Here is a 16,278-nt window from a genome sequence, read left to right as displayed (position 1 = left end):
GGCGGAATCCGTCCGTGCGGCCTATATCGCGGCCATGACGCATTCTCATTCGACCGGGCTGCCCTTCCTCAAGATGCACGGGCTGGGCAACGACTTCGTGGTACTGGATCTGCGCGGCGGGTTGGCCCGGCCGGACGCGGGCCTTGTCGCGCGCATCGCGGACCGCCATCGCGGCGTGGGCTTCGACCAGCTGGCCGCGGTCGAGGATTGCGGTGACGCGGATGCGCGGCTGGTGTTCTGGAACGCGGACGGGTCGCTGTCGTCGGCCTGCGGCAATGCGACGCGCTGCATCGCGCGCTGGCTGATGGATCAGACGGGGGCAGCGTCGCTGCGCCTGCGGACCGATCACGGCATGCTGCTGGCCGAGGACGCGGGCGGCGGGCTGACCCGTGTGAACATGGGGCCGCCGGTCCTGGACTGGCGCGCGATCCCCTTGGCGCGGGACGTGGACATCGATCATCTGCCCATCGCGGGTGATCCGGTGGCGACCGGCATGGGCAATCCGCATGTGACCTTCTTCGTGGATGACGCCGATGCCGTCGATCTGGACCGTTTCGGGCCGGAGCATGAGCATCACCCTCTCTATCCCGAACGCACCAATGTGGAGGTCGTGCAGGTCCTGTCGCGCGACGCGATCCGGCTGCGCATCTGGGAACGCGGGACGGGGCCGACGCTGGCATCCGGGTCGTGTTCCTGTGCGGCGGTGGTGGCCGCGGCGCGGCGCGGTCTGACGGATCGGCGCGTGACGGTGCATGTGCCGGGCGGGCAGCTGTTGATCGACTGGCGCGAGGATGGCGTCTGGATGGAGGGGCCGACCGCCATCGTCTTCGAGGGGCGCCTGACGCCCGCGTGGCTGGCATGAGCGCGCCGGTCTTTTCCACCTTGGGCTGCCGCCTGAACGCCTTTGAGACCGAGGCCATGCGCGAGATGGCCGAGGCCGCGGGCCTGTCCGGCGCGGTCGTGGTCAACACCTGTGCCGTGACCGCCGAGGCCGTCCGCAAGGCCCGCCAGGAGATCCGCCGCCTGTCGCGCGAGAACCCCGGCGTGCCGGTCATCGTCACCGGCTGCGCCGCCCAGACCGAGCCCGAGACCTTTGCCGCCATGCCCGAGGTCACCAAGGTCATTGGCAACCATGAGAAGATGCAGCCCGCCACCTGGACCGCGATGCGCGCCCCCGACCTGATCGGCGACACCGAAAAGGTCGTCGTGGACGACATCATGTCGGTGCGGGAAACCGCGGGCCACCTGATCGACGGATTCGGGCGGCACCGGGCCTATGTGCAGGTCCAGAACGGCTGCGATCACCGCTGCACCTTCTGCATCATCCCCTTTGGCCGCGGCAATTCGCGGTCGGTGCCCGCAGGTGTGGTGGTCGAGCAGATCAAGCGTCTGGTCGGGCGCGGTTTCAACGAGGTCGTGCTGACCGGGGTGGACCTGACCAGCTGGGGCGCAGACCTGCCGGGCACGCCGCGGCTTGGCGATCTGGTCATGCGCATCCTGCGGCTGGTGCCGGACCTGCCGCGCCTGCGCATCAGCTCGATCGATTCGATCGAGGCGGACGAGAACCTGATGCTGGCCATCGCGACCGAACCGCGCCTGATGCCGCATCTGCACCTGTCGCTGCAGGCCGGCGACGACATGATCCTGAAGCGGATGAAGCGCCGCCACCTGCGCGACGATGCCATCGCCTTCTGCGAGGAGGCGCGGCGGCTGCGTCCCGACATGGTCTTCGGCGCCGACATCATCGCCGGCTTTCCGACCGAGACCGAGGCGATGTTCAACAATTCGCTGAAGCTGGTTCAGGATTGCGGTCTGACCTTCCTGCATGTGTTCCCCTATTCGGCGCGCAAGGGCACGCCCGCGGCGCGCATGCCCGCCGTGCCCGGTCCCGCGATCCGGGACCGGGCCGCGCGGCTGCGCGCGGCGGGCGATGCGGCCTTGCGCACGCATCTGGAGGCGCAGGTCGGGGTTGCGCACCGGGTGCTGACCGAGGGGCCGCGCCTTGGCCGGACCGAACAGTTCACCGAGGTTGCCTTTGACAGCGACCAGCCCGAAGGGGCGCTGATGACCCTGACCATCGCGGGGCATGACGGGCAACGGCTGACGGTCTGACTGGAGGCGAATGGGGGCGCTGCCCCCGCCCTGCGGGCTCCCCCGGGGTATTTCCGCAACGGAGAAATGGCGGGTTGCCGGGATGCGCGGGGGCTTCTAGCCTGCCCCTTCGGAGGAGATGAATGACCGTGATCCTGTATTCCCATGACAGCGCCCGCCGCCACGTGACGCCCGATGGCCACCCCGAGCAGGCGGCCCGACATGATGCCGTGATGGCCGCGCTGGAGGGGCTGGCTCTGGACCGGCGCGAGGCGCCCGTGGCGGAGGATGTCGAGGTGCTGCGCTGTCATCCCGCCCGCTATCTACAGGGCCTGCGCGATGCGGTGCCGCAGGCGGGGACCCGCCAGATCGACGCGGACACGCATCTGTCGCCCGGCAGCCTGGAGCCCGCGCTGCGTGCCGTGGGCGGGGCCTGTGCGGCGGTGGACGCTGTTCTTGCCGGAGAGGCGCGACGGGCCTTCGTCGCCCTGCGCCCGCCGGGGCACCATGCCGAGGCCGAGGTCTCGATGGGGTTCTGCCTGTTCGGCACTGTGGCGATCGCGGCGAAACGCGCGCTGGATCATCACGGGCTGGAGCGGGTGGCAGTCCTGGATTTCGACGTGCATCACGGCAACGGCACGCAGGCCCTGCTGTGGGACGAGGCGCGGGTGCTGTTCGTCAGCAGCCAGCAGTTTCCCCTGTGGCCGGGCACCGGGGCCGCGTCCGAGCGTGGCGCGCATGGGCAGGTGGTGAACCTGCCGCTGCCGCCCGGATCGGACGGGGCGCTGGCTTTGTCGGAATGGCGGGGCGCGCTGGACCGGATGCGGAAGTTTTCGCCGCAGCTGGTGCTGATTTCCGCCGGCTTTGATGCGCATCGCGACGATCCGCTGGCGCAGCTGGAATGGGACGACGACGACTATGCCGCCCTGACACGCGCGATCCTGGACGCGGCGGGAAAGGCCCCGGTGGTATCCTGCCTGGAAGGTGGTTATGACCTTCGGGCCTTGGGTCGCAGCGTGCGGGCCCATGTCGATGTGCTGATGGAGGCCGACTGATGAGCGATATCACCACCCTCTCGTTCGAGGAGGCCATGCGCGAGCTGGAGGCCACGGTCGGCAAGCTGGAGACCGGAGAGGCGACGCTGGAGGAATCGATCGCGCTGTACGAACGCGGCGCCGCCCTGCGCGCGCATTGCGAGGCCCGCCTGCGCGAGGCCGAGGAGCGGGTCGAGAAGATCACCCTGGCCGCCAACGGCCAGCCTGCCGGCACCACCCCCGTCGAGGGCCTGTGATGCAGGACCGCCTTGCGCGTGTCCGCACCGAGGTTCAGGCCGAGCTGGATCGCGCCATCACGGCGCTGCCGCCCGGCGATCTGCGCGATGCGATGGCCTATGCGGTCAACGGCGGCAAGCGCCTGCGCGCCTTTCTGGTGATGGAATCGGCGCGCCTGCATGGGGTGTCCGACGATGCCGCCCTGCCGGTCGCGGCGGCGGTCGAGGCGCTGCACGCCTATAGCCTGGTCCATGACGACCTGCCGGCGATGGACGACGACGACCTGCGGCGCGGTCAGCCGACCGTGCATGTCAAATGGAGCGATGCGACCGCGATTCTGGCGGGCGACGCGCTGCAGACGCTGGCGTTTCAGCTGTTGACCGATCCGCGCATCGGCGCGCCCGAAGCGCAGGTGCGGCTGGTGTCCGCGTTGGCGCAGGCATCGGGGGCGGCGGGCATGGTCTGGGGGCAGGCGTTGGACATCGCCGCCGAAACCACGGGCACGCCGCTGGATCTGGACGCGATCACTGAATTGCAGGGTGGCAAGACCGGCGCGCTGATCCGTTTTGCCGCGACCGCAGGGCCGCTGATCGCGGGCGACGATCCCGCGGCGCTGGACCGCTATGCGGTGGCCCTGGGCCTGGCCTTCCAGATCGCCGACGACATCCTGGACGTGACCGGCGACGAGGCCGTGACCGGCAAGCGCGTCGGCAAGGATGCCGGGGCCGGCAAGGCGACCTTCGTGTCGCTGCTGGGCCTGGACGGCGCACAGGCCGAGGCGCGGCGTCGTGTCGCCATGGGAACCGATGCGCTGTCGCACTATGGTGATGCCGCCGGGAACTTGCACGATCTCGCGCGTTTCGTTATCGAGCGCGACACTTGAACGCCCGCCCCGGAGGAGGGCCAGCCATGACCGATCGACCCAAGACGCCGATTCTGGACCGCGTTAGCCTGCCGTCGGATCTGAAGACCCTGACCGACGCGCAACTGCGCCAGCTTGCCGACGAGCTGCGGGCCGAGACCATCAGCGCCGTCAGCGTGACCGGCGGCCATCTGGGCGCGGGCCTGGGCGTGGTCGAACTGACCGTGGCCCTGCACGCTGTCTTCGATACGCCGCGCGACAAGCTGATCTGGGACGTGGGGCATCAGTGCTATCCGCACAAGATCCTGACCGGGCGGCGCGACCGCATCCGCACGCTTCGCATGGGCGGGGGCCTTGCGGGCTTCACCAAGCGCGCGGAAAGCCCCTATGACCCGTTCGGGGCGGGGCATTCGTCGACCTCGATCAGCGCGGCCCTGGGTTTCGCGATGGCGCGGGAACTGGGCGGCGACCCGGGCGATGCGATCGCGGTCATCGGCGACGGCGCCATGAGCGCAGGCATGGCTTATGAGGCGCTGAACAACGCGGGCCATGAGGGCAAGCGCCTGTTCGTGGTGCTGAACGACAACGAGATGTCCATTGCGCCCCCGGTCGGCGCCATGTCCTCCTATCTGACGCGCCTTTACGCGGGCGGGCCGTTCCAGGAGCTGAAGGCAGTGGCCAAGGGCGCCGTCGGCATGCTGCCGGACGCCCTGCAGGAGGGCGCGCGCCGCGCCAAGGAGATGCTGAAGGGCATGGCCGTGGGCGGCACCCTGTTCGAGGAGCTGGGCTTTTCCTATATCGGGCCGGTCGACGGTCACGACATGGAACAGCTGCTGCCCCTGCTGCGCACCGTGCGGGCGCGGGCGGACGGCCCGGTCCTGATCCACGTCGTGACCAAGAAGGGCAAGGGTTACGCCCCGGCCGAGGCGGCCGCGGACAAGGGCCATGCCACTGCCAAGTTCGACGTGATCACCGGCGTGCAGGCCAAGGCGAAATCGAATGCACCCAGCTATACCGCCGTCTTCGCGCAGGCGCTGATCGATCAGGCGGGCCGCGACGATCGCATCCTGGGGGTGACCGCCGCGATGCCGGACGGGACCGGCCTCAAGCAGTTCGCGCAGCGCTTTCCGCGCCGCTGCTTTGACGTGGGCATCGCTGAACAGCACGCCGTGACCTTTGCCGCCGGTCTGGCCGCGGGGGGCATGAAGCCCTTCGTCGCGATCTATTCGACCTTCCTGCAGCGCGGCTATGACCAGATCGTGCATGACGTCGCGGTCCAGAACCTGCCCGTCCGGTTCGCCGTCGACCGTGCCGGGCTGGTGGGCCAGGACGGTCCGACCCATTCCGGCGCCTATGACACCGCCTTCTTGGCCAATCTGCCCGGATTTGTCGTCATGGCCGCCGCGGACGAGGCCGAACTGGTTCACATGGTCGCCACGGCCGCCGCACATGACAGCGGCCCCATCGCCTTCCGCTTTCCGCGCGGAGAGGGCACCGGGGTCGAGATGCCCGAACGCGGGCAGGTCCTGCCCATCGGCAAGGGCCGCATGGTCGCGGAGGGGAAGGGCGTCGCCATCCTGTCCTTCGGCACGCGCCTGTCCGAGGTGATGACCGCGCGCGAGGCGCTGATGGCGCGGGGCATCACGCCTACGGTCGCCGACGCGCGCTTTGCCAAGCCGCTGGATCGTGACCTGATCCTGGCCCTGGCCCGCGACCACGAGGCGCTGATCACCATCGAGGAGGGCGCCGTCGGCGGTTTCGGCAGCCATGTCGCCCATCTGCTGGCCGAGGAGGGCGCCTTCGACAAGGGGCTGCGCTTCCGGTCGATGGTCCTGCCGGATGCGTTCGTCGACCACGACGCGCCGCGGGCGATGTATGACAGCAGCTGCCTGAACGCCCAGCATATCGAGGACAAGGTCCTTTCCGTGATGGGCGTCCAGTCGTTGGCCGCGCGGCGCACCGACCGCGCCTGATACCTTTCGGCTGATCCCCTGAGGGGGTCAGCCGGGCGCATAGCTGCGCACCAGCGCGCCCGCGATCATTCCCCATCCGTCCACGACCACGAAGAACGCCAGCTTGAAGGGCAGCGACACCACCACCGGGGGCAGCATCATCATGCCCATCGACATCAGCACGGCCGCCACGACCAGGTCGATGATCAGGAAGGGCAGGGCGATCAGGAACCCGATCTCGAATGCGCGCTGGATCTCGGACAGCATGAAGGACGGGATCAGCACCGACAGGCGGTCTGCGGGGCCGGTGCCGGGCGCGATCTCGGCCAGGTTGGCCAAGGTGTCGGGGTCGGTGCGGGCCGCCATGAACCTCTCGAACGGCACGATGCCGCGCTGGAAGGCCTCGGCCATGCCGATCTGACCCTGCTGCAGGGGCAGCCCCGCGACGGTCCAGGCCTCGCGCAGGACCGGGTCCATGATGAACCAGGTCAGAAAGATCGCCAGGCTGACGATCAGCATGTTCGGCGGCGATTGCTGCAGGCCGATCGACTGGCGCAAAATCGACAGGACCGTCACGATGAACGGGAACGCGGTCACCATGATCGCGATGCCCGGTGCCAGCGACAGCGCCGTCAGCACCAGGACCAGCATCACCGCATTGTCGCCCAGCCCGGCGCCAAGGGCGCCGCCCAGGTCCTGCGCCCACAGGGGCGAGGGCAGCAGGGCCGCGACCGCGACAAGGGCCGCGGCGCGGATCACGCCGCCCCCGTCGCGCCCAGGACGCGCACGCACAGCCGGTCTTCGGCCGATCCGTCGCCGGTCAGCTCGCCCCGCGCGATGACCTTGTCGCCCACGCAGATCTCGACCCCGTCCTCGATCGCCTGGTCCAGGACCAGGATGTCGTCGGCGCGCAGCGAGGACAGCTGCGAGACGGTCTGGCGCGTGCGGCCAAGGCGGATGGTCACCTCGACCTGGATGGTGTCGGTGTCGATCAGATGCTTCAGTGCGTCCATGTGCTGTCCTCCTGGGTGATTTCCGCGATCAGGGCGCGGATGTCGCCCGCAATGCTGTCGGGGGTAAAGTCGATGTGGCCGCCTTGCAGCGACACGGTAATCAGGTCCTGCGGGACCGGGGCGATCTCGATGCCCTCAAGGCCGGCCTGGGCCAGGCAGCGGCGGACCATGTCGGCCAGCCGGTCGCTGCAGGCGATGCGCAGGCCCACGGGGGTCGCGCGCTGCGCCAGATGGGTCAGCTCTGCCTGCAGGGCCTCCTCCAGCCGGCGCGACGACAGGGGCGGGGCCATCAGGTCCAGGACCTGATGCAGGATCGGCGCCAGCGCATCGACCGCCTCCTGGCGCATCTGGCGGCGGCGGGTCTCGTCCGCGGCCAGACCGGCGGCGACCTGTTCCAGGCTGGCGCTCAGGGCGCGCAGCTGGTCGTCCTGGGCCTGCGCGCTGGCCTGCGCCACGCCGTCGGCGAAGGCCTGGTCCAGGTCGGCCTGCGTGTAGGTCACCTCGACACGCGCCGCGACCGCGTTCGAGAAGGACTCAAGCTTGAAGAGGGCCAGGCTCAATTCACCTTCTCCTTGTTGTCGATCCATCCCGACAGGATCTTGACGCTTTCGTCATGGCGGTCCTTCATCATCGCCTTCAGGCGGGCGACCGGGTCGGCAGGGGGCAGGGCCAGCTGGTCCAGCCCCGGAAACTCGATCGGCACGATCCGCGGGTTGTCCGGAGAGGGCTCGTCGTCGATCATGCCCGTCAGCCCGCCCATCATCGGGGGCATCGGCGGCAGGCTGTTGTCCAGCATCGGCGCAGGGGCGGGCGCGCGATTGCGCATCATCGGGCGCAGGACCATCACGATCACGGCCAGCGCAAAGACGCCGATCAGCGCGATGCGCGCCAGATCGTTCAGCGCCAGCCGATCAAGGAAGCCCGGCGTGGCCAGGGTGCCATTCTCGCCCAGCGTGGCGAAGGGCAGCGACTTGACGGTGATCTGGTCACCCCGCGCCTCGTCATAGCCAACGGCAGAGGCGACCAGCTCGCGCAGCGTCTGCAGTTCGGCCTCGGACCGGGGGGTCAGGGTGGTCTCTCCGTCGGCGCCGGCCTGCGGGACGCCGTTCACCAGGACGGCGACGGTCAGGCGGCGGGTCGATCCGGGCTGGCGCTGAACCTCGCGCGTGGTGCGGCTGACCTCGAAATTGGACTGGGTACGGTTCTCGGCGCGGCTGCTCTGGCTGGTGTCGCCCGGCTGTTCCGTGGCATCGGGCAGGTTCGAGGCCGCGGTGACTGCGCCCTTTCCGGTCGAGTTGCTCTCGTCCGTCGTCTCCTCGGTCACGGTCGAGATCAGGGCGCGGGCCTCGGGGTCATAACGCTGTTCGGTCAGCAGTTCGGTTTCGGTCAGCAGGTCCAGGTTCAGTTCGACGATGGCGTTTCCGATGCCGACATGGGGCTCCAGGATGCGTTCGACGTTGCGCTTCATCTCGGCCGCGCGGTCGGCTCCTGTCTGGTCCTCGGTCGCGGCGATGATCCCGCGCTGCGAATCGATGACGGTGACGCGGTCGGGTTGCATGCCCGGTACGCCCGACGACACCAGGTATTTCAACGCCGCGGCCTGTTCGCGCGTGATCGTGCCGCCATTGGTCGTCAGGGTGACCGAAGCGCTGCCGTTCTGGTCGCGGCGGTATCCGCGTCCGGTCTCGATCGCCAGGTGGACGCGGGCCGTCTGGACGTTGGGCAGGGCCAGGATGGTGCGCGCCAGCTCTCCCTCCTTCGCGCGCCAATAGGCGGCGTCGAACATCTGCGACGTGGTGCCAAAGCCCGACATGCCGTCCAGCAGCTCGTAGCCGGTGCTGCCGGCGGCGGGCAGGCCTTCGGCGGCCAGATCCATGCGCAGGCGGTCGCGCTGATCGGCTGCGACATAGATCGAGTCGCCCCGCACCTCGTAGGGAACGCCGGCACGTTCGATGCCGGCGATGACCTCGCCGGCCTGGGCGCTGTCCAGCCCGCCATAAATCAGGGCCATGCTGGGGCGGCTGGCCATCCAGCCGAACCCTGCGATCACCAGGAACGTCCCCAGAAAGGCCGCCCCCAGGATCATCCGCTGTCGAGAGCTTCGCTCGTTCCAGTAGTCCTGCAGTTTTTGCAAAACCGTTCCTTTCGAATCATCGCGTCATGGTCGTCTGACCCTGAAATGACATGGGCCACGTTAAGAATTGGTTAGTCGCAACCTGATATTTCGGTCTGGTCAGGACGGAGAATCACGATGACCGACATTGTTGCGGCGGCACCCGAAAAGCCGCGCGGAAAGAAGGGGTTGCTGATCCCGCTGGTGGCGACGCTGGTCCTGGGCGGGGCGGGATTCGCGTCCAGCTATCTGGGCTTCTGGTCGCCCTCCGGCATGTTGTCGGGCCCCGAGGAGCCGGTTCAGTCGACCGAGCACATGAGCGTCGAGTTCATTGACATCCCCACCATCGAGATCGTCATCCCGGGTGGCCGCGCCCGCAGCCTGGTCCTGTCCGCGACGATCGAGACCGACACCACCCACAAGGCCGAGGTGACCCACCTGATGCCGCGCGTGTCGGACGCGTTCACGACCTTCCTCTCGGGCGTCGATCCGGCGGCCTATGACAAGCGCGGCGTCCTCGAGGTGATCCGCGCCGAACTGGTCACTCGCACCCGCTTCGTCCTGGGCGAGGAGCCGGTCAAGGACCTTCTGATCACGGAGTTTCGATTCAAATGACCTTGGAACAACTGATGCAGATCCTGCTGCTGGCGGCCTGTCTGGGGCTTGGTGTCTTCTGCGCCACCCTGGCGCGGCGGCTGCGGCGGATGAACAACCTGGAAAGCGGTCTGGGGGGCGCGATCGCCGTCATGGCCGCCGAGGTCGACCGCCTGGAACGCGCCATCCGGTCGGCCCGCGACGAGGCCACCGCCGCCAGCGAGCGCCTGGCCGAGGAGATCGAGACCGCGCGCCGCGAACGCGCCATCTGGGACCTGCGGCAGCGCATCGGCGCCGCCGCCTCCGAGGCGCCGCAGCCGATGCCTTCGGGTCGCCGCCTGCGCAAGCGCGAGGTGTCCCATGGCTAGGCATCTGCTGCCCGCGCTGACATTGCTGTTCGCGCTGCCGGCCGGCGCGATGATCTGGCAGGGCCAGGACCTGTCGCGGGTGTTTGCCGCCGTGGCCGCGCCCACCGACCTGCTGGACGGCTGCGGCGATGTCCCCGAGGCCGTGGCCCTGGCCGAGGAGCTGCGCGACCGTGCGCTGCGCATCGAGCGTTACATGGAATCCATCGACGCGCGGAAGGCCGAGCTGGCGCAGGCGGAAAGCACGCTGCGCGAACGGCTGGCCGAGCTGCGCACCCAAAAGGGCAGCATCACGGCCCGCCAGGACGGCGCGACCCAGGCCGTGCGCACCGACATCGACCGGCTGATCGCGCTTTATGACCAGATGAAACCTGCCGAGGCCGCCGCCATCCTGACCAACCTGCCCGCCGATTTCGCGGCCGAGATCCTGATGCGCGTCCAGCCCGAGGCCGGCGCCCGCATCATCGCCGCGGTCGAGCCGCGCCAGGCCGCCCTGCTGACCGCCCAGATGGGCGCGCGCAGCGTCCGCAACCCATAAGGAACCCCGCAATGTTCGGTTTCGTCGGAATATTCCTTACGATCGCCATGGTGTTCGGCGGCTACCTGCTGGCCGGCGGCAAGATGGGCGTGATCCTGCATTCGCTGCCCTTCGAGATGATGATGATCATGGGCGCTGCCGTCGGCGCCTATCTGCTGGGCAACGACAGCCATACGCTGAAGGCCACCCTGGGCGGGCTGATCCGCGCCTTCAAAGGCCCGAAATGGAACGCCCAAGATCATCAGGACGTGCTGTGCCTGATGTTCCAGCTGCTCAAGATCGCCAAGGAGAACCCCGTCGCGCTGGAACAGCACATCGAGAATCCCGGCGAATCACCGATCTTCATCGCCTATCCCAAGCTGGCGGCGGATCATCATGTCGTCTCGCTGATCGCCGATACGCTGCGTTCGGCCAGCCTGAACTATGACGATCCCTACCAGGTCGAGGACATGCTGTCCCGCCGCATCGCCGTCCTCAAGGAGGAGGAGATGCACGTCCCCCACGCCCTGCAGAACATGGCCGACGCGCTGCCCGCCCTGGGGATCGTCGCGGCGGTTCTGGGCGTGATCAAGACCATGTCCTCGATCGATCAGCCGCCTTCGGTTCTGGGCAAGATGATTGGCGGGGCGCTGGTCGGTACCTTCTTGGGGGTGTTTCTGTCCTATGGCTTCGTGGCGCCGCTGGCCAACCGGCTTGGCGCGGTCGTCAAGCAGGACCTGGGCTTTTACGAGGTCGTCAAGTCGGTCCTGGTCGCAGGCCTGCACCAGCACGCCACCACCCTGTGCGTCGAGGTCGGCCGCCAGACCGTGCCCGAACATGTGCGCCCCAGCTTCGACACGCTGGAAGGTGCCCTGAGAGAGCTGAAGAAGGCGGCGTGATGACCCGGATCGGCCTGCCGCTTCTGATCGCCTGCCTGGCCGCTGGTCCGGTCGCCGCCGCCGGGCTGGACGGCTTTCGCCGCACCGCCGACGAATGGCTGCTGACCGGACAGGGGCTGCCGCGCGATTATCGCGTGACGCTGCTGCAGATGGACAGTGCCGACCGGCTGCAGGCGATCGCCTATCTGCGCCGCATCGGATTGTTGACGGAACGTCCCTGGTCGCTTGACGACCTCCTGCGCCCCGCGGCCACCAGAACGGAGCCCCGCGAATGACCCCCATCGCCGCCCTCTCGGGCAAGTCCACCAAGATCCTGGACGCGCCCCTGCTTGTCACGGGCGGCCTTGTGCTGGTCGTCATCTCGATGGTGATCCCGCTGCCGGCCGGCGTGCTGGATTTCGGCATCGCCATCTCGATCGCCACCGCCGTGATGGTGCTGGTCATGGCCTCGCTGGTCGAGAAGCCCACCGACTTTCAGGCCTTCCCGGTCCTGCTGCTGGTCAGCCTGGTGATCCGGCTGTCGCTGAACGTATCGTCGACCCGGCTGATCCTGACCGAAGGGCAGAACGGCAAGGAGGCGGCGGGTTCGGTCATCAACGGCTTTGCCGAGTTCGTGGCGGGGGGGTCGATCCTGGTCGGGATTACGATCTTTGCTGTGATCTCTGTGGTGAACTTCATGGTCATCACCAAGGGCTCGGGCCGCATGGCCGAGGTCGCCGCCCGCTTTGCGCTGGATTCGCTGCCCGGCAAGCAGTTGGCCATCGACGGCGATCTGAACGCCGGTGCCATCGACCACCAGGAGGCCAAGCGCCGCCGCATCCAGGAACAGCGCGAGATCAGCTTTTTCGGCTCGCTGGACGGCGCGTCGAAGTTCGTCAAGGGCGACGCGGTGGCGGGGATCGTCATCACGCTGATCAACCTGTGCATCGGTCTGGTCGTGGGCATCACGATCCACGGAATGCCTCTGGGAGAGGCGGCGGCGACCTATTCCCACCTGACGGTCGGGGACGGGCTGGTCAGCCAGATCCCGGCGCTGATCACCTCGATGGCGGCGGCGCTGCTGCTGTCGCGGGGCGGGGCCACGGAAACCACCGCGGGCCTGATGTCGACCGAGTTCGTGCGCAGCTGGCAGCCGGCGGCGATGGTCGCGGCGGCGATGGTGGTGATCTCCCTCGTGCCGGGCATGCCGAAGCCGCTGTTTCTGGGGATCGCGGCGGGGATGGGCTTCATGGCCTGGCGCATCGCGCAGAAACGCCGCATCGCGGACGAGACGCTGCCCGACCTGCCCCTGGGCGACAGCGCGATCAAGCCCGCTGCCCGCATCGGGGACGTCCTGGACACCGACGACATCAGCGTCGAGATCGGGTCGGACCTGATCGTGACTGCGTTGGACCAGGCGCGGGGCCTGGGCAGCCGCATCAGCAACCTGCGCATCCACATCGCCCGCAGCTTCGGCCTGATCCTGCCGGATGTGCGCATCACCGACACCGACGATCTGCCGCCCGGCGATTATCAGATCCGCATCCACGGCGTCATCCGAGGCCGCGGCACCCTGCGCCCGGCCGAGATCCTGGCGCTTGGCCCGGATGCCGTGCTGGCCGATCTGCGCGGCGTGGCCGTCCGCGAGCCGGTCTATTCCAGCCCGGCCCGCTGGATCCATCCGACCGACCAAGAGGACGCGGCGACTATGGGCGCCACCGTCGTGACCCCGATGGAAGTGCTGTCCACGCATCTGATGGAGGTGGTCAAGGCCAACCTGCCCGCACTGCTGACCCTGGGCGCGATGCAGCGCCAGATCGAGGAACTGAAGACCCTGTCCGACACGGGCCGCGCCGAACGCTATCGCAAGTATTTCGACGCGATGATGCCGGAAAAGGTGACGCCCGAGACGCTGCTGGCGATCCTGCGCGCCCTGCTGGAGGAGCGGATCTCGATCCGCAACCTGCCGCTGATCGTGGATGCCATCTGCGAGTTCCGCAATGTGGAATCGGCCGAGACGATCTATGAGCTGGTGCGCAAGCGCCTGCGCGGCCAGATCACCCAGCAATATTCGGACGAGGCCGGTCGCGTCGCAGCCCTGCAGCTGCATCCCGCCTGGGAGGCGGAGTTCGTGCGCGCCGATGCCGAAACCGGACGTGCGGGGGGCGGGGCGATGACCCCCGCCATGTCCAAGAAGCTGGTCGAGGCCACCCGCCGCGCGCTGTCCCTGGCTGAACCCGTCGCCCGCACCGTGCTGGTTGCGCCCGACCACCGGCGCCGCATGGTCCGCGCGGTGCTGGGGGCCAACGGCATGGCGGTCCCGGTCCTGGGTCTGGAGGAGATCGATCCCGCCGCCGAACTGCGCCTGCTGGGCACCGTCGAGGCCGCATGATGTGGGACCAGCTGCAGGCCATCGTTCCGGGGTTGGACTGGGCGCTGGTGCTGGTCTATGTCCGCGTGCAGGCCTGCGTGGTGGCCCTGCCAGGCCTGGGCGAACGCGTGATCTCGGCCCGCGTCAAGGTGGCGATCGCGCTGGCGCTGGCGCCGCTGCTGTCGGGCATCGCGCCCGGCCCGCAGATGCCCGAACAACCCCTGGGCATGATCGCGCAGGTCGGGGTCGAGATGGTTCTGGGCTTTGCCACGGGCATCATGCTGCGGCTGCTGACCATCGCCATAGACATCGCCACCACGGCCATTGCCGCGACCGCGTCACTGTCCCAGATCATGGGCATCCAGAACGAGATGTCGCCCCATCCCATCGGCAACATGCTGCACCTGGCCGGCATGGCGGTCCTGATGGCCATGGGCCTGCCAGTCATGATCGTCGAGCTGATCGCCGACAGCCTGCGTCTCTGGCCGCCCGCGGACCTGCCCCAGGTCGAGGGGCTGGTGATGGCCGTCGTCCGCATGGTGACCGACAGCTTCTGGCTGGCGATGATGCTGGCCGCGCCCTTCACCTTGGGGGGATTCCTGTACCAGGCGCTGTCGGGGGTCATCAACCGGGTGATGCCCGCCCTGCCGGTCGTGTTCATCGGCGCGCCCGCCTCCATCCTGCTGGCGCTGATGGGGTTGGTGATCCTGGCGCCGCTGCTGGTCGGCATCTGGGCCAACGCGGTTATGGGCTTCATGCTGCCGGCACTGCCATGAGGGACCGCGGATGAGCGAGGATGCCGACGACAAGCAGTTCGAGGCCACCGACCAGAAGCTGCAGCGTGCGCGCGAAAAGGGCGACATTCCGCGATCGACGGAATTGAACGTCACGATGATGTACCTGGGGGCATTCCTGGCCTTTTCGGTCATGGCCGGCTTTGCGGTGCGCCAATGGATGGCCATGGCCACGCGGGCGCTTGGCGCCGAGGGCTGGTCGGACAACGGGCCGGCACCGATCGCGCGCAGCTTGGCCGCCTATGCCGCGACTGCTACGATCGGCTTGGCCGCTCTGGTGATGGGGGCGATCCTTCTGGGCCTGATCGCCACGCGGGCGCTGATCTTTTCGCCCCAGAAGCTGGCCTTCGACATCAAGCGCATCAACCCGGTCAAGAACGCCGCGCAGAAGTTCGGAAAGGACGGCCTGGTGACCTTCGCCTTTTCATTGGGCAAGGCCGGACTGGTCTGTGCGGGGGGGTGGTTCCTGTTCGCATCGCTGCTGGACCGGATCGCCGCCGCGGCGATGGCGGACGGGCAATGGGTTGCGGCACTGGGCTCGATCCTGGGGCAGGTGCTGATGCTGGGGCTGGTCGTCTCGATCGTCTTCACCGTGCCGGACATGCTGTGGAAGTGGTTCGACCACCGACGCAAGAACCGCATGAGCCGCCAGGAAATGCAGGACGAGTTCAAGGATTCCGAAGGCGACCCGCACATGAAGGGCGCCCGCCGCCAGCGCGCGGTCGACATCGCGATGAAGCAGATGCTGGCCGACGTGCCCACCGCCGACGTCATCATCGTCAACCCGACCCATTATGCCGTCGCCCTGAAGTGGTCGCGGGGGTCCGGCCGTGCCCCGGTCTGCGTGGCCAAGGGCACCGACGAGGTCGCCGCCCGCATTCGCGCCAAGGCGACCGAGGCGGGCGTGCCCATCTGGTCCGACCCGCCCTGCGCCCGCGCCATCCACGCCCAGGTCAAGGTGGGAGAGGAGATCGACCGCGCCCATTTCGCCGCCGTTGCCGCCGCGATCCGCTTTGCCGAGAAGATGCGACAGAAGGCCCGTTCCGGATGGTAGACAAGATCAAACAGCTGCAGCAGCTGGAACGCATCGCGCGGCTGAAGGCCGAGCGTCAGCTCAAGACCTTTGCGGCGTTCAATGCGCACATGACGGTTGCACGCCAGCGCATCGATTCGCTGCAGGCCACGCTGGCGCAAAGCTATGACAGCACCGCTCCCTTGACCCTGCCCGAGGCGCGCATCGCCAACGCCCAGGCCGGGCGTGCCGCACGAGAGCTGCGCCATGCCGACCAGGAGCTGCAGCGGATGCTGCCCCGGTTCCAGATCGCCCGCCAGCAGGCGGCGCGCGAATTCGGCCGGGCCGAGGCGCTGCTGGGCTTGGGACAGGACGAGGCGGAACGCCGCCGCAAGGAGAAATACTGAGCCGTCGGCGGCATTGGACAGGCTGCGACCGGGATGCT

19 protein-coding genes are annotated in these 16,278 nt (G+C 68.4%); 15 read left to right on the top strand and 4 right to left on the bottom strand.

All coding sequences use genetic code 11. The annotated features are described in order from the left end of the window. Positions 1-34 precede the first annotated feature (34 nt). From dapF to dxs, 6 genes are all read left to right on the top strand, one after another. Positions 35-862 carry a diaminopimelate epimerase gene (dapF, locus tag FHD67_RS03665; protein ID WP_046000666.1) on the top strand — a complete coding sequence of 276 codons (828 nt, stop codon included), beginning with the start codon at positions 35-37 and terminating at the stop codon, positions 860-862. Continuing rightward, positions 859-2,112: a tRNA (N(6)-L-threonylcarbamoyladenosine(37)-C(2))-methylthiotransferase MtaB gene (gene mtaB / locus FHD67_RS03660; protein WP_139597835.1), complete on the top strand. Its 1,254-nt coding sequence runs from the start codon at positions 859-861 to the stop codon at positions 2,110-2,112. The genes dapF and mtaB overlap by 4 nt, the downstream gene beginning before the upstream one ends. 122 nt (positions 2,113-2,234) lie before the next feature. Continuing rightward, positions 2,235-3,146 (top strand): histone deacetylase family protein, encoded by a 912-nt coding sequence (locus tag FHD67_RS03655; RefSeq protein WP_139597834.1) that lies wholly within the window; start codon positions 2,235-2,237, stop codon positions 3,144-3,146. Then, on the top strand, positions 3,146-3,382 hold the full coding sequence (locus tag FHD67_RS03650; RefSeq protein ID WP_045982791.1) for an exodeoxyribonuclease VII small subunit: 237 nt from the start codon (positions 3,146-3,148) through the stop codon (positions 3,380-3,382). Before FHD67_RS03655 ends, FHD67_RS03650 begins: the two co-directional genes overlap by 1 nt. After that, positions 3,382-4,245 carry a polyprenyl synthetase family protein gene (locus FHD67_RS03645; RefSeq protein WP_046000670.1) on the top strand — a complete coding sequence of 288 codons (864 nt, stop codon included), beginning with the start codon at positions 3,382-3,384 and terminating at the stop codon, positions 4,243-4,245. Before FHD67_RS03650 ends, FHD67_RS03645 begins: the two co-directional genes overlap by 1 nt. A gap of 26 nt (positions 4,246-4,271) precedes the next feature. After that, positions 4,272-6,197, top strand: a complete 1,926-nt coding sequence (gene dxs / locus FHD67_RS03640; RefSeq protein ID WP_046000671.1) for a 1-deoxy-D-xylulose-5-phosphate synthase — start codon at positions 4,272-4,274, stop codon at positions 6,195-6,197. Between the two features lie 27 nt (positions 6,198-6,224). On the opposite strand, the gene fliP is transcribed toward dxs, so the two are convergent. From fliP to fliF, 4 genes are read right to left on the bottom strand one after another with little or no spacing between them, the layout of a single operon-like run. Further along, a complete protein-coding gene (fliP, locus tag FHD67_RS03635) occupies positions 6,225-6,932 on the bottom strand; it encodes a flagellar type III secretion system pore protein FliP (RefSeq protein WP_425467240.1) in 708 nt (235 codons plus the stop codon). Next, complete coding sequence (locus FHD67_RS03630; RefSeq protein ID WP_042245210.1) at positions 6,932-7,189, bottom strand: FliM/FliN family flagellar motor switch protein; 258 nt, start codon at positions 7,187-7,189, stop codon at positions 6,932-6,934. Before FHD67_RS03630 ends, fliP begins: the two co-directional genes overlap by 1 nt. Further along, positions 7,177-7,749, bottom strand: coding sequence for a hypothetical protein (locus FHD67_RS03625; RefSeq protein ID WP_046000672.1), 573 nt, complete (start codon positions 7,747-7,749; stop codon positions 7,177-7,179). Before FHD67_RS03625 ends, FHD67_RS03630 begins: the two co-directional genes overlap by 13 nt. Continuing rightward, a complete protein-coding gene (gene fliF, locus FHD67_RS03620; RefSeq protein WP_046000673.1) occupies positions 7,746-9,323 on the bottom strand; it encodes a flagellar basal-body MS-ring/collar protein FliF in 1,578 nt (525 codons plus the stop codon). The genes FHD67_RS03625 and fliF overlap by 4 nt, the downstream gene beginning before the upstream one ends. Before the next feature lie 117 nt (positions 9,324-9,440). On the opposite strand from fliF, the gene FHD67_RS03615 reads away from it, so the two are divergent. The 9 genes from FHD67_RS03615 to FHD67_RS03575 are packed head-to-tail and all read left to right on the top strand — an operon-like array spanning position 9,441 to position 16,240. Next, a complete protein-coding gene (locus tag FHD67_RS03615) occupies positions 9,441-9,917 on the top strand; it encodes a flagellar basal body-associated FliL family protein (protein WP_046000674.1) in 477 nt (158 codons plus the stop codon). 14 nt (positions 9,918-9,931) lie between these two features. Continuing rightward, positions 9,932-10,264, top strand: a complete 333-nt coding sequence (locus FHD67_RS03610; protein WP_084693842.1) for a hypothetical protein — start codon at positions 9,932-9,934, stop codon at positions 10,262-10,264. Further along, positions 10,257-10,799, top strand: a complete 543-nt coding sequence (locus tag FHD67_RS03605) for a MotE family protein (RefSeq protein WP_052715256.1) — start codon at positions 10,257-10,259, stop codon at positions 10,797-10,799. The genes FHD67_RS03610 and FHD67_RS03605 overlap by 8 nt, the downstream gene beginning before the upstream one ends. 11 nt (positions 10,800-10,810) lie before the next feature. Next, positions 10,811-11,677 carry a flagellar motor stator protein MotA gene (motA, locus tag FHD67_RS03600; protein WP_139597833.1) on the top strand — a complete coding sequence of 289 codons (867 nt, stop codon included), beginning with the start codon at positions 10,811-10,813 and terminating at the stop codon, positions 11,675-11,677. Then, positions 11,677-11,952 (top strand): hypothetical protein, encoded by a 276-nt coding sequence (locus FHD67_RS03595; protein ID WP_052714842.1) that lies wholly within the window; start codon positions 11,677-11,679, stop codon positions 11,950-11,952. The genes motA and FHD67_RS03595 overlap by 1 nt, the downstream gene beginning before the upstream one ends. After that, positions 11,949-14,048: a flagellar biosynthesis protein FlhA gene (locus FHD67_RS03590; RefSeq protein ID WP_139597832.1), complete on the top strand. Its 2,100-nt coding sequence runs from the start codon at positions 11,949-11,951 to the stop codon at positions 14,046-14,048. The genes FHD67_RS03595 and FHD67_RS03590 overlap by 4 nt, the downstream gene beginning before the upstream one ends. Next, positions 14,045-14,803 (top strand): flagellar biosynthetic protein FliR, encoded by a 759-nt coding sequence (locus tag FHD67_RS03585; protein WP_046000677.1) that lies wholly within the window; start codon positions 14,045-14,047, stop codon positions 14,801-14,803. Before FHD67_RS03590 ends, FHD67_RS03585 begins: the two co-directional genes overlap by 4 nt. 10 nt (positions 14,804-14,813) lie before the next feature. After that, positions 14,814-15,875 (top strand): flagellar type III secretion system protein FlhB, encoded by a 1,062-nt coding sequence (gene flhB, locus FHD67_RS03580; RefSeq protein ID WP_139597831.1) that lies wholly within the window; start codon positions 14,814-14,816, stop codon positions 15,873-15,875. Next, on the top strand, positions 15,869-16,240 hold the full coding sequence (locus FHD67_RS03575; RefSeq protein WP_045982803.1) for a hypothetical protein: 372 nt from the start codon (positions 15,869-15,871) through the stop codon (positions 16,238-16,240). Before flhB ends, FHD67_RS03575 begins: the two co-directional genes overlap by 7 nt. Positions 16,241-16,278 lie beyond the last annotated feature (38 nt).

This window comes from Paracoccus haeundaensis, assembly GCF_006239215.1.
GTDB classification, from domain to species: Bacteria; Pseudomonadota; Alphaproteobacteria; order Rhodobacterales; family Rhodobacteraceae; genus Paracoccus; species Paracoccus marcusii.
Note: the sequence above shows the minus strand (reverse complement) of the source record. Positions and strands in the feature narration are given on the sequence as shown.

What these genes read in the sequence shown, in the direction of transcription:
- dapF (WP_046000666.1), top strand. Translation starts at nt 35, where the DNA reads ATGACGCATTCTCATTCGACCGGGCTGCCCTTCCTCAAGATGCACGGG.
- mtaB (WP_139597835.1), top strand. Translation starts at nt 859, where the DNA reads ATGAGCGCGCCGGTCTTTTCCACCTTGGGCTGCCGCCTGAACGCCTTT.
- FHD67_RS03655 (WP_139597834.1), top strand. Translation starts at nt 2,235, where the DNA reads ATGACCGTGATCCTGTATTCCCATGACAGCGCCCGCCGCCACGTGACG.
- FHD67_RS03650 (WP_045982791.1), top strand. Translation starts at nt 3,146, where the DNA reads ATGAGCGATATCACCACCCTCTCGTTCGAGGAGGCCATGCGCGAGCTG.
- FHD67_RS03645 (WP_046000670.1), top strand. Translation starts at nt 3,382, where the DNA reads ATGCAGGACCGCCTTGCGCGTGTCCGCACCGAGGTTCAGGCCGAGCTG.
- dxs (WP_046000671.1), top strand. Translation starts at nt 4,272, where the DNA reads ATGACCGATCGACCCAAGACGCCGATTCTGGACCGCGTTAGCCTGCCG.
- FHD67_RS03630 (WP_042245210.1), bottom strand. Translation starts at nt 7,189, where the DNA reads ATGGACGCACTGAAGCATCTGATCGACACCGACACCATCCAGGTCGAG.
- FHD67_RS03615 (WP_046000674.1), top strand. Translation starts at nt 9,441, where the DNA reads ATGACCGACATTGTTGCGGCGGCACCCGAAAAGCCGCGCGGAAAGAAG.
- FHD67_RS03610 (WP_084693842.1), top strand. Translation starts at nt 9,932, where the DNA reads ATGCAGATCCTGCTGCTGGCGGCCTGTCTGGGGCTTGGTGTCTTCTGC.
- FHD67_RS03605 (WP_052715256.1), top strand. Translation starts at nt 10,257, where the DNA reads ATGGCTAGGCATCTGCTGCCCGCGCTGACATTGCTGTTCGCGCTGCCG.
- motA (WP_139597833.1), top strand. Translation starts at nt 10,811, where the DNA reads ATGTTCGGTTTCGTCGGAATATTCCTTACGATCGCCATGGTGTTCGGC.
- FHD67_RS03595 (WP_052714842.1), top strand. Translation starts at nt 11,677, where the DNA reads ATGACCCGGATCGGCCTGCCGCTTCTGATCGCCTGCCTGGCCGCTGGT.
- FHD67_RS03590 (WP_139597832.1), top strand. Translation starts at nt 11,949, where the DNA reads ATGACCCCCATCGCCGCCCTCTCGGGCAAGTCCACCAAGATCCTGGAC.
- FHD67_RS03585 (WP_046000677.1), top strand. Translation starts at nt 14,045, where the DNA reads ATGATGTGGGACCAGCTGCAGGCCATCGTTCCGGGGTTGGACTGGGCG.
- flhB (WP_139597831.1), top strand. Translation starts at nt 14,814, where the DNA reads ATGAGCGAGGATGCCGACGACAAGCAGTTCGAGGCCACCGACCAGAAG.
- FHD67_RS03575 (WP_045982803.1), top strand. Translation starts at nt 15,869, where the DNA reads ATGGTAGACAAGATCAAACAGCTGCAGCAGCTGGAACGCATCGCGCGG.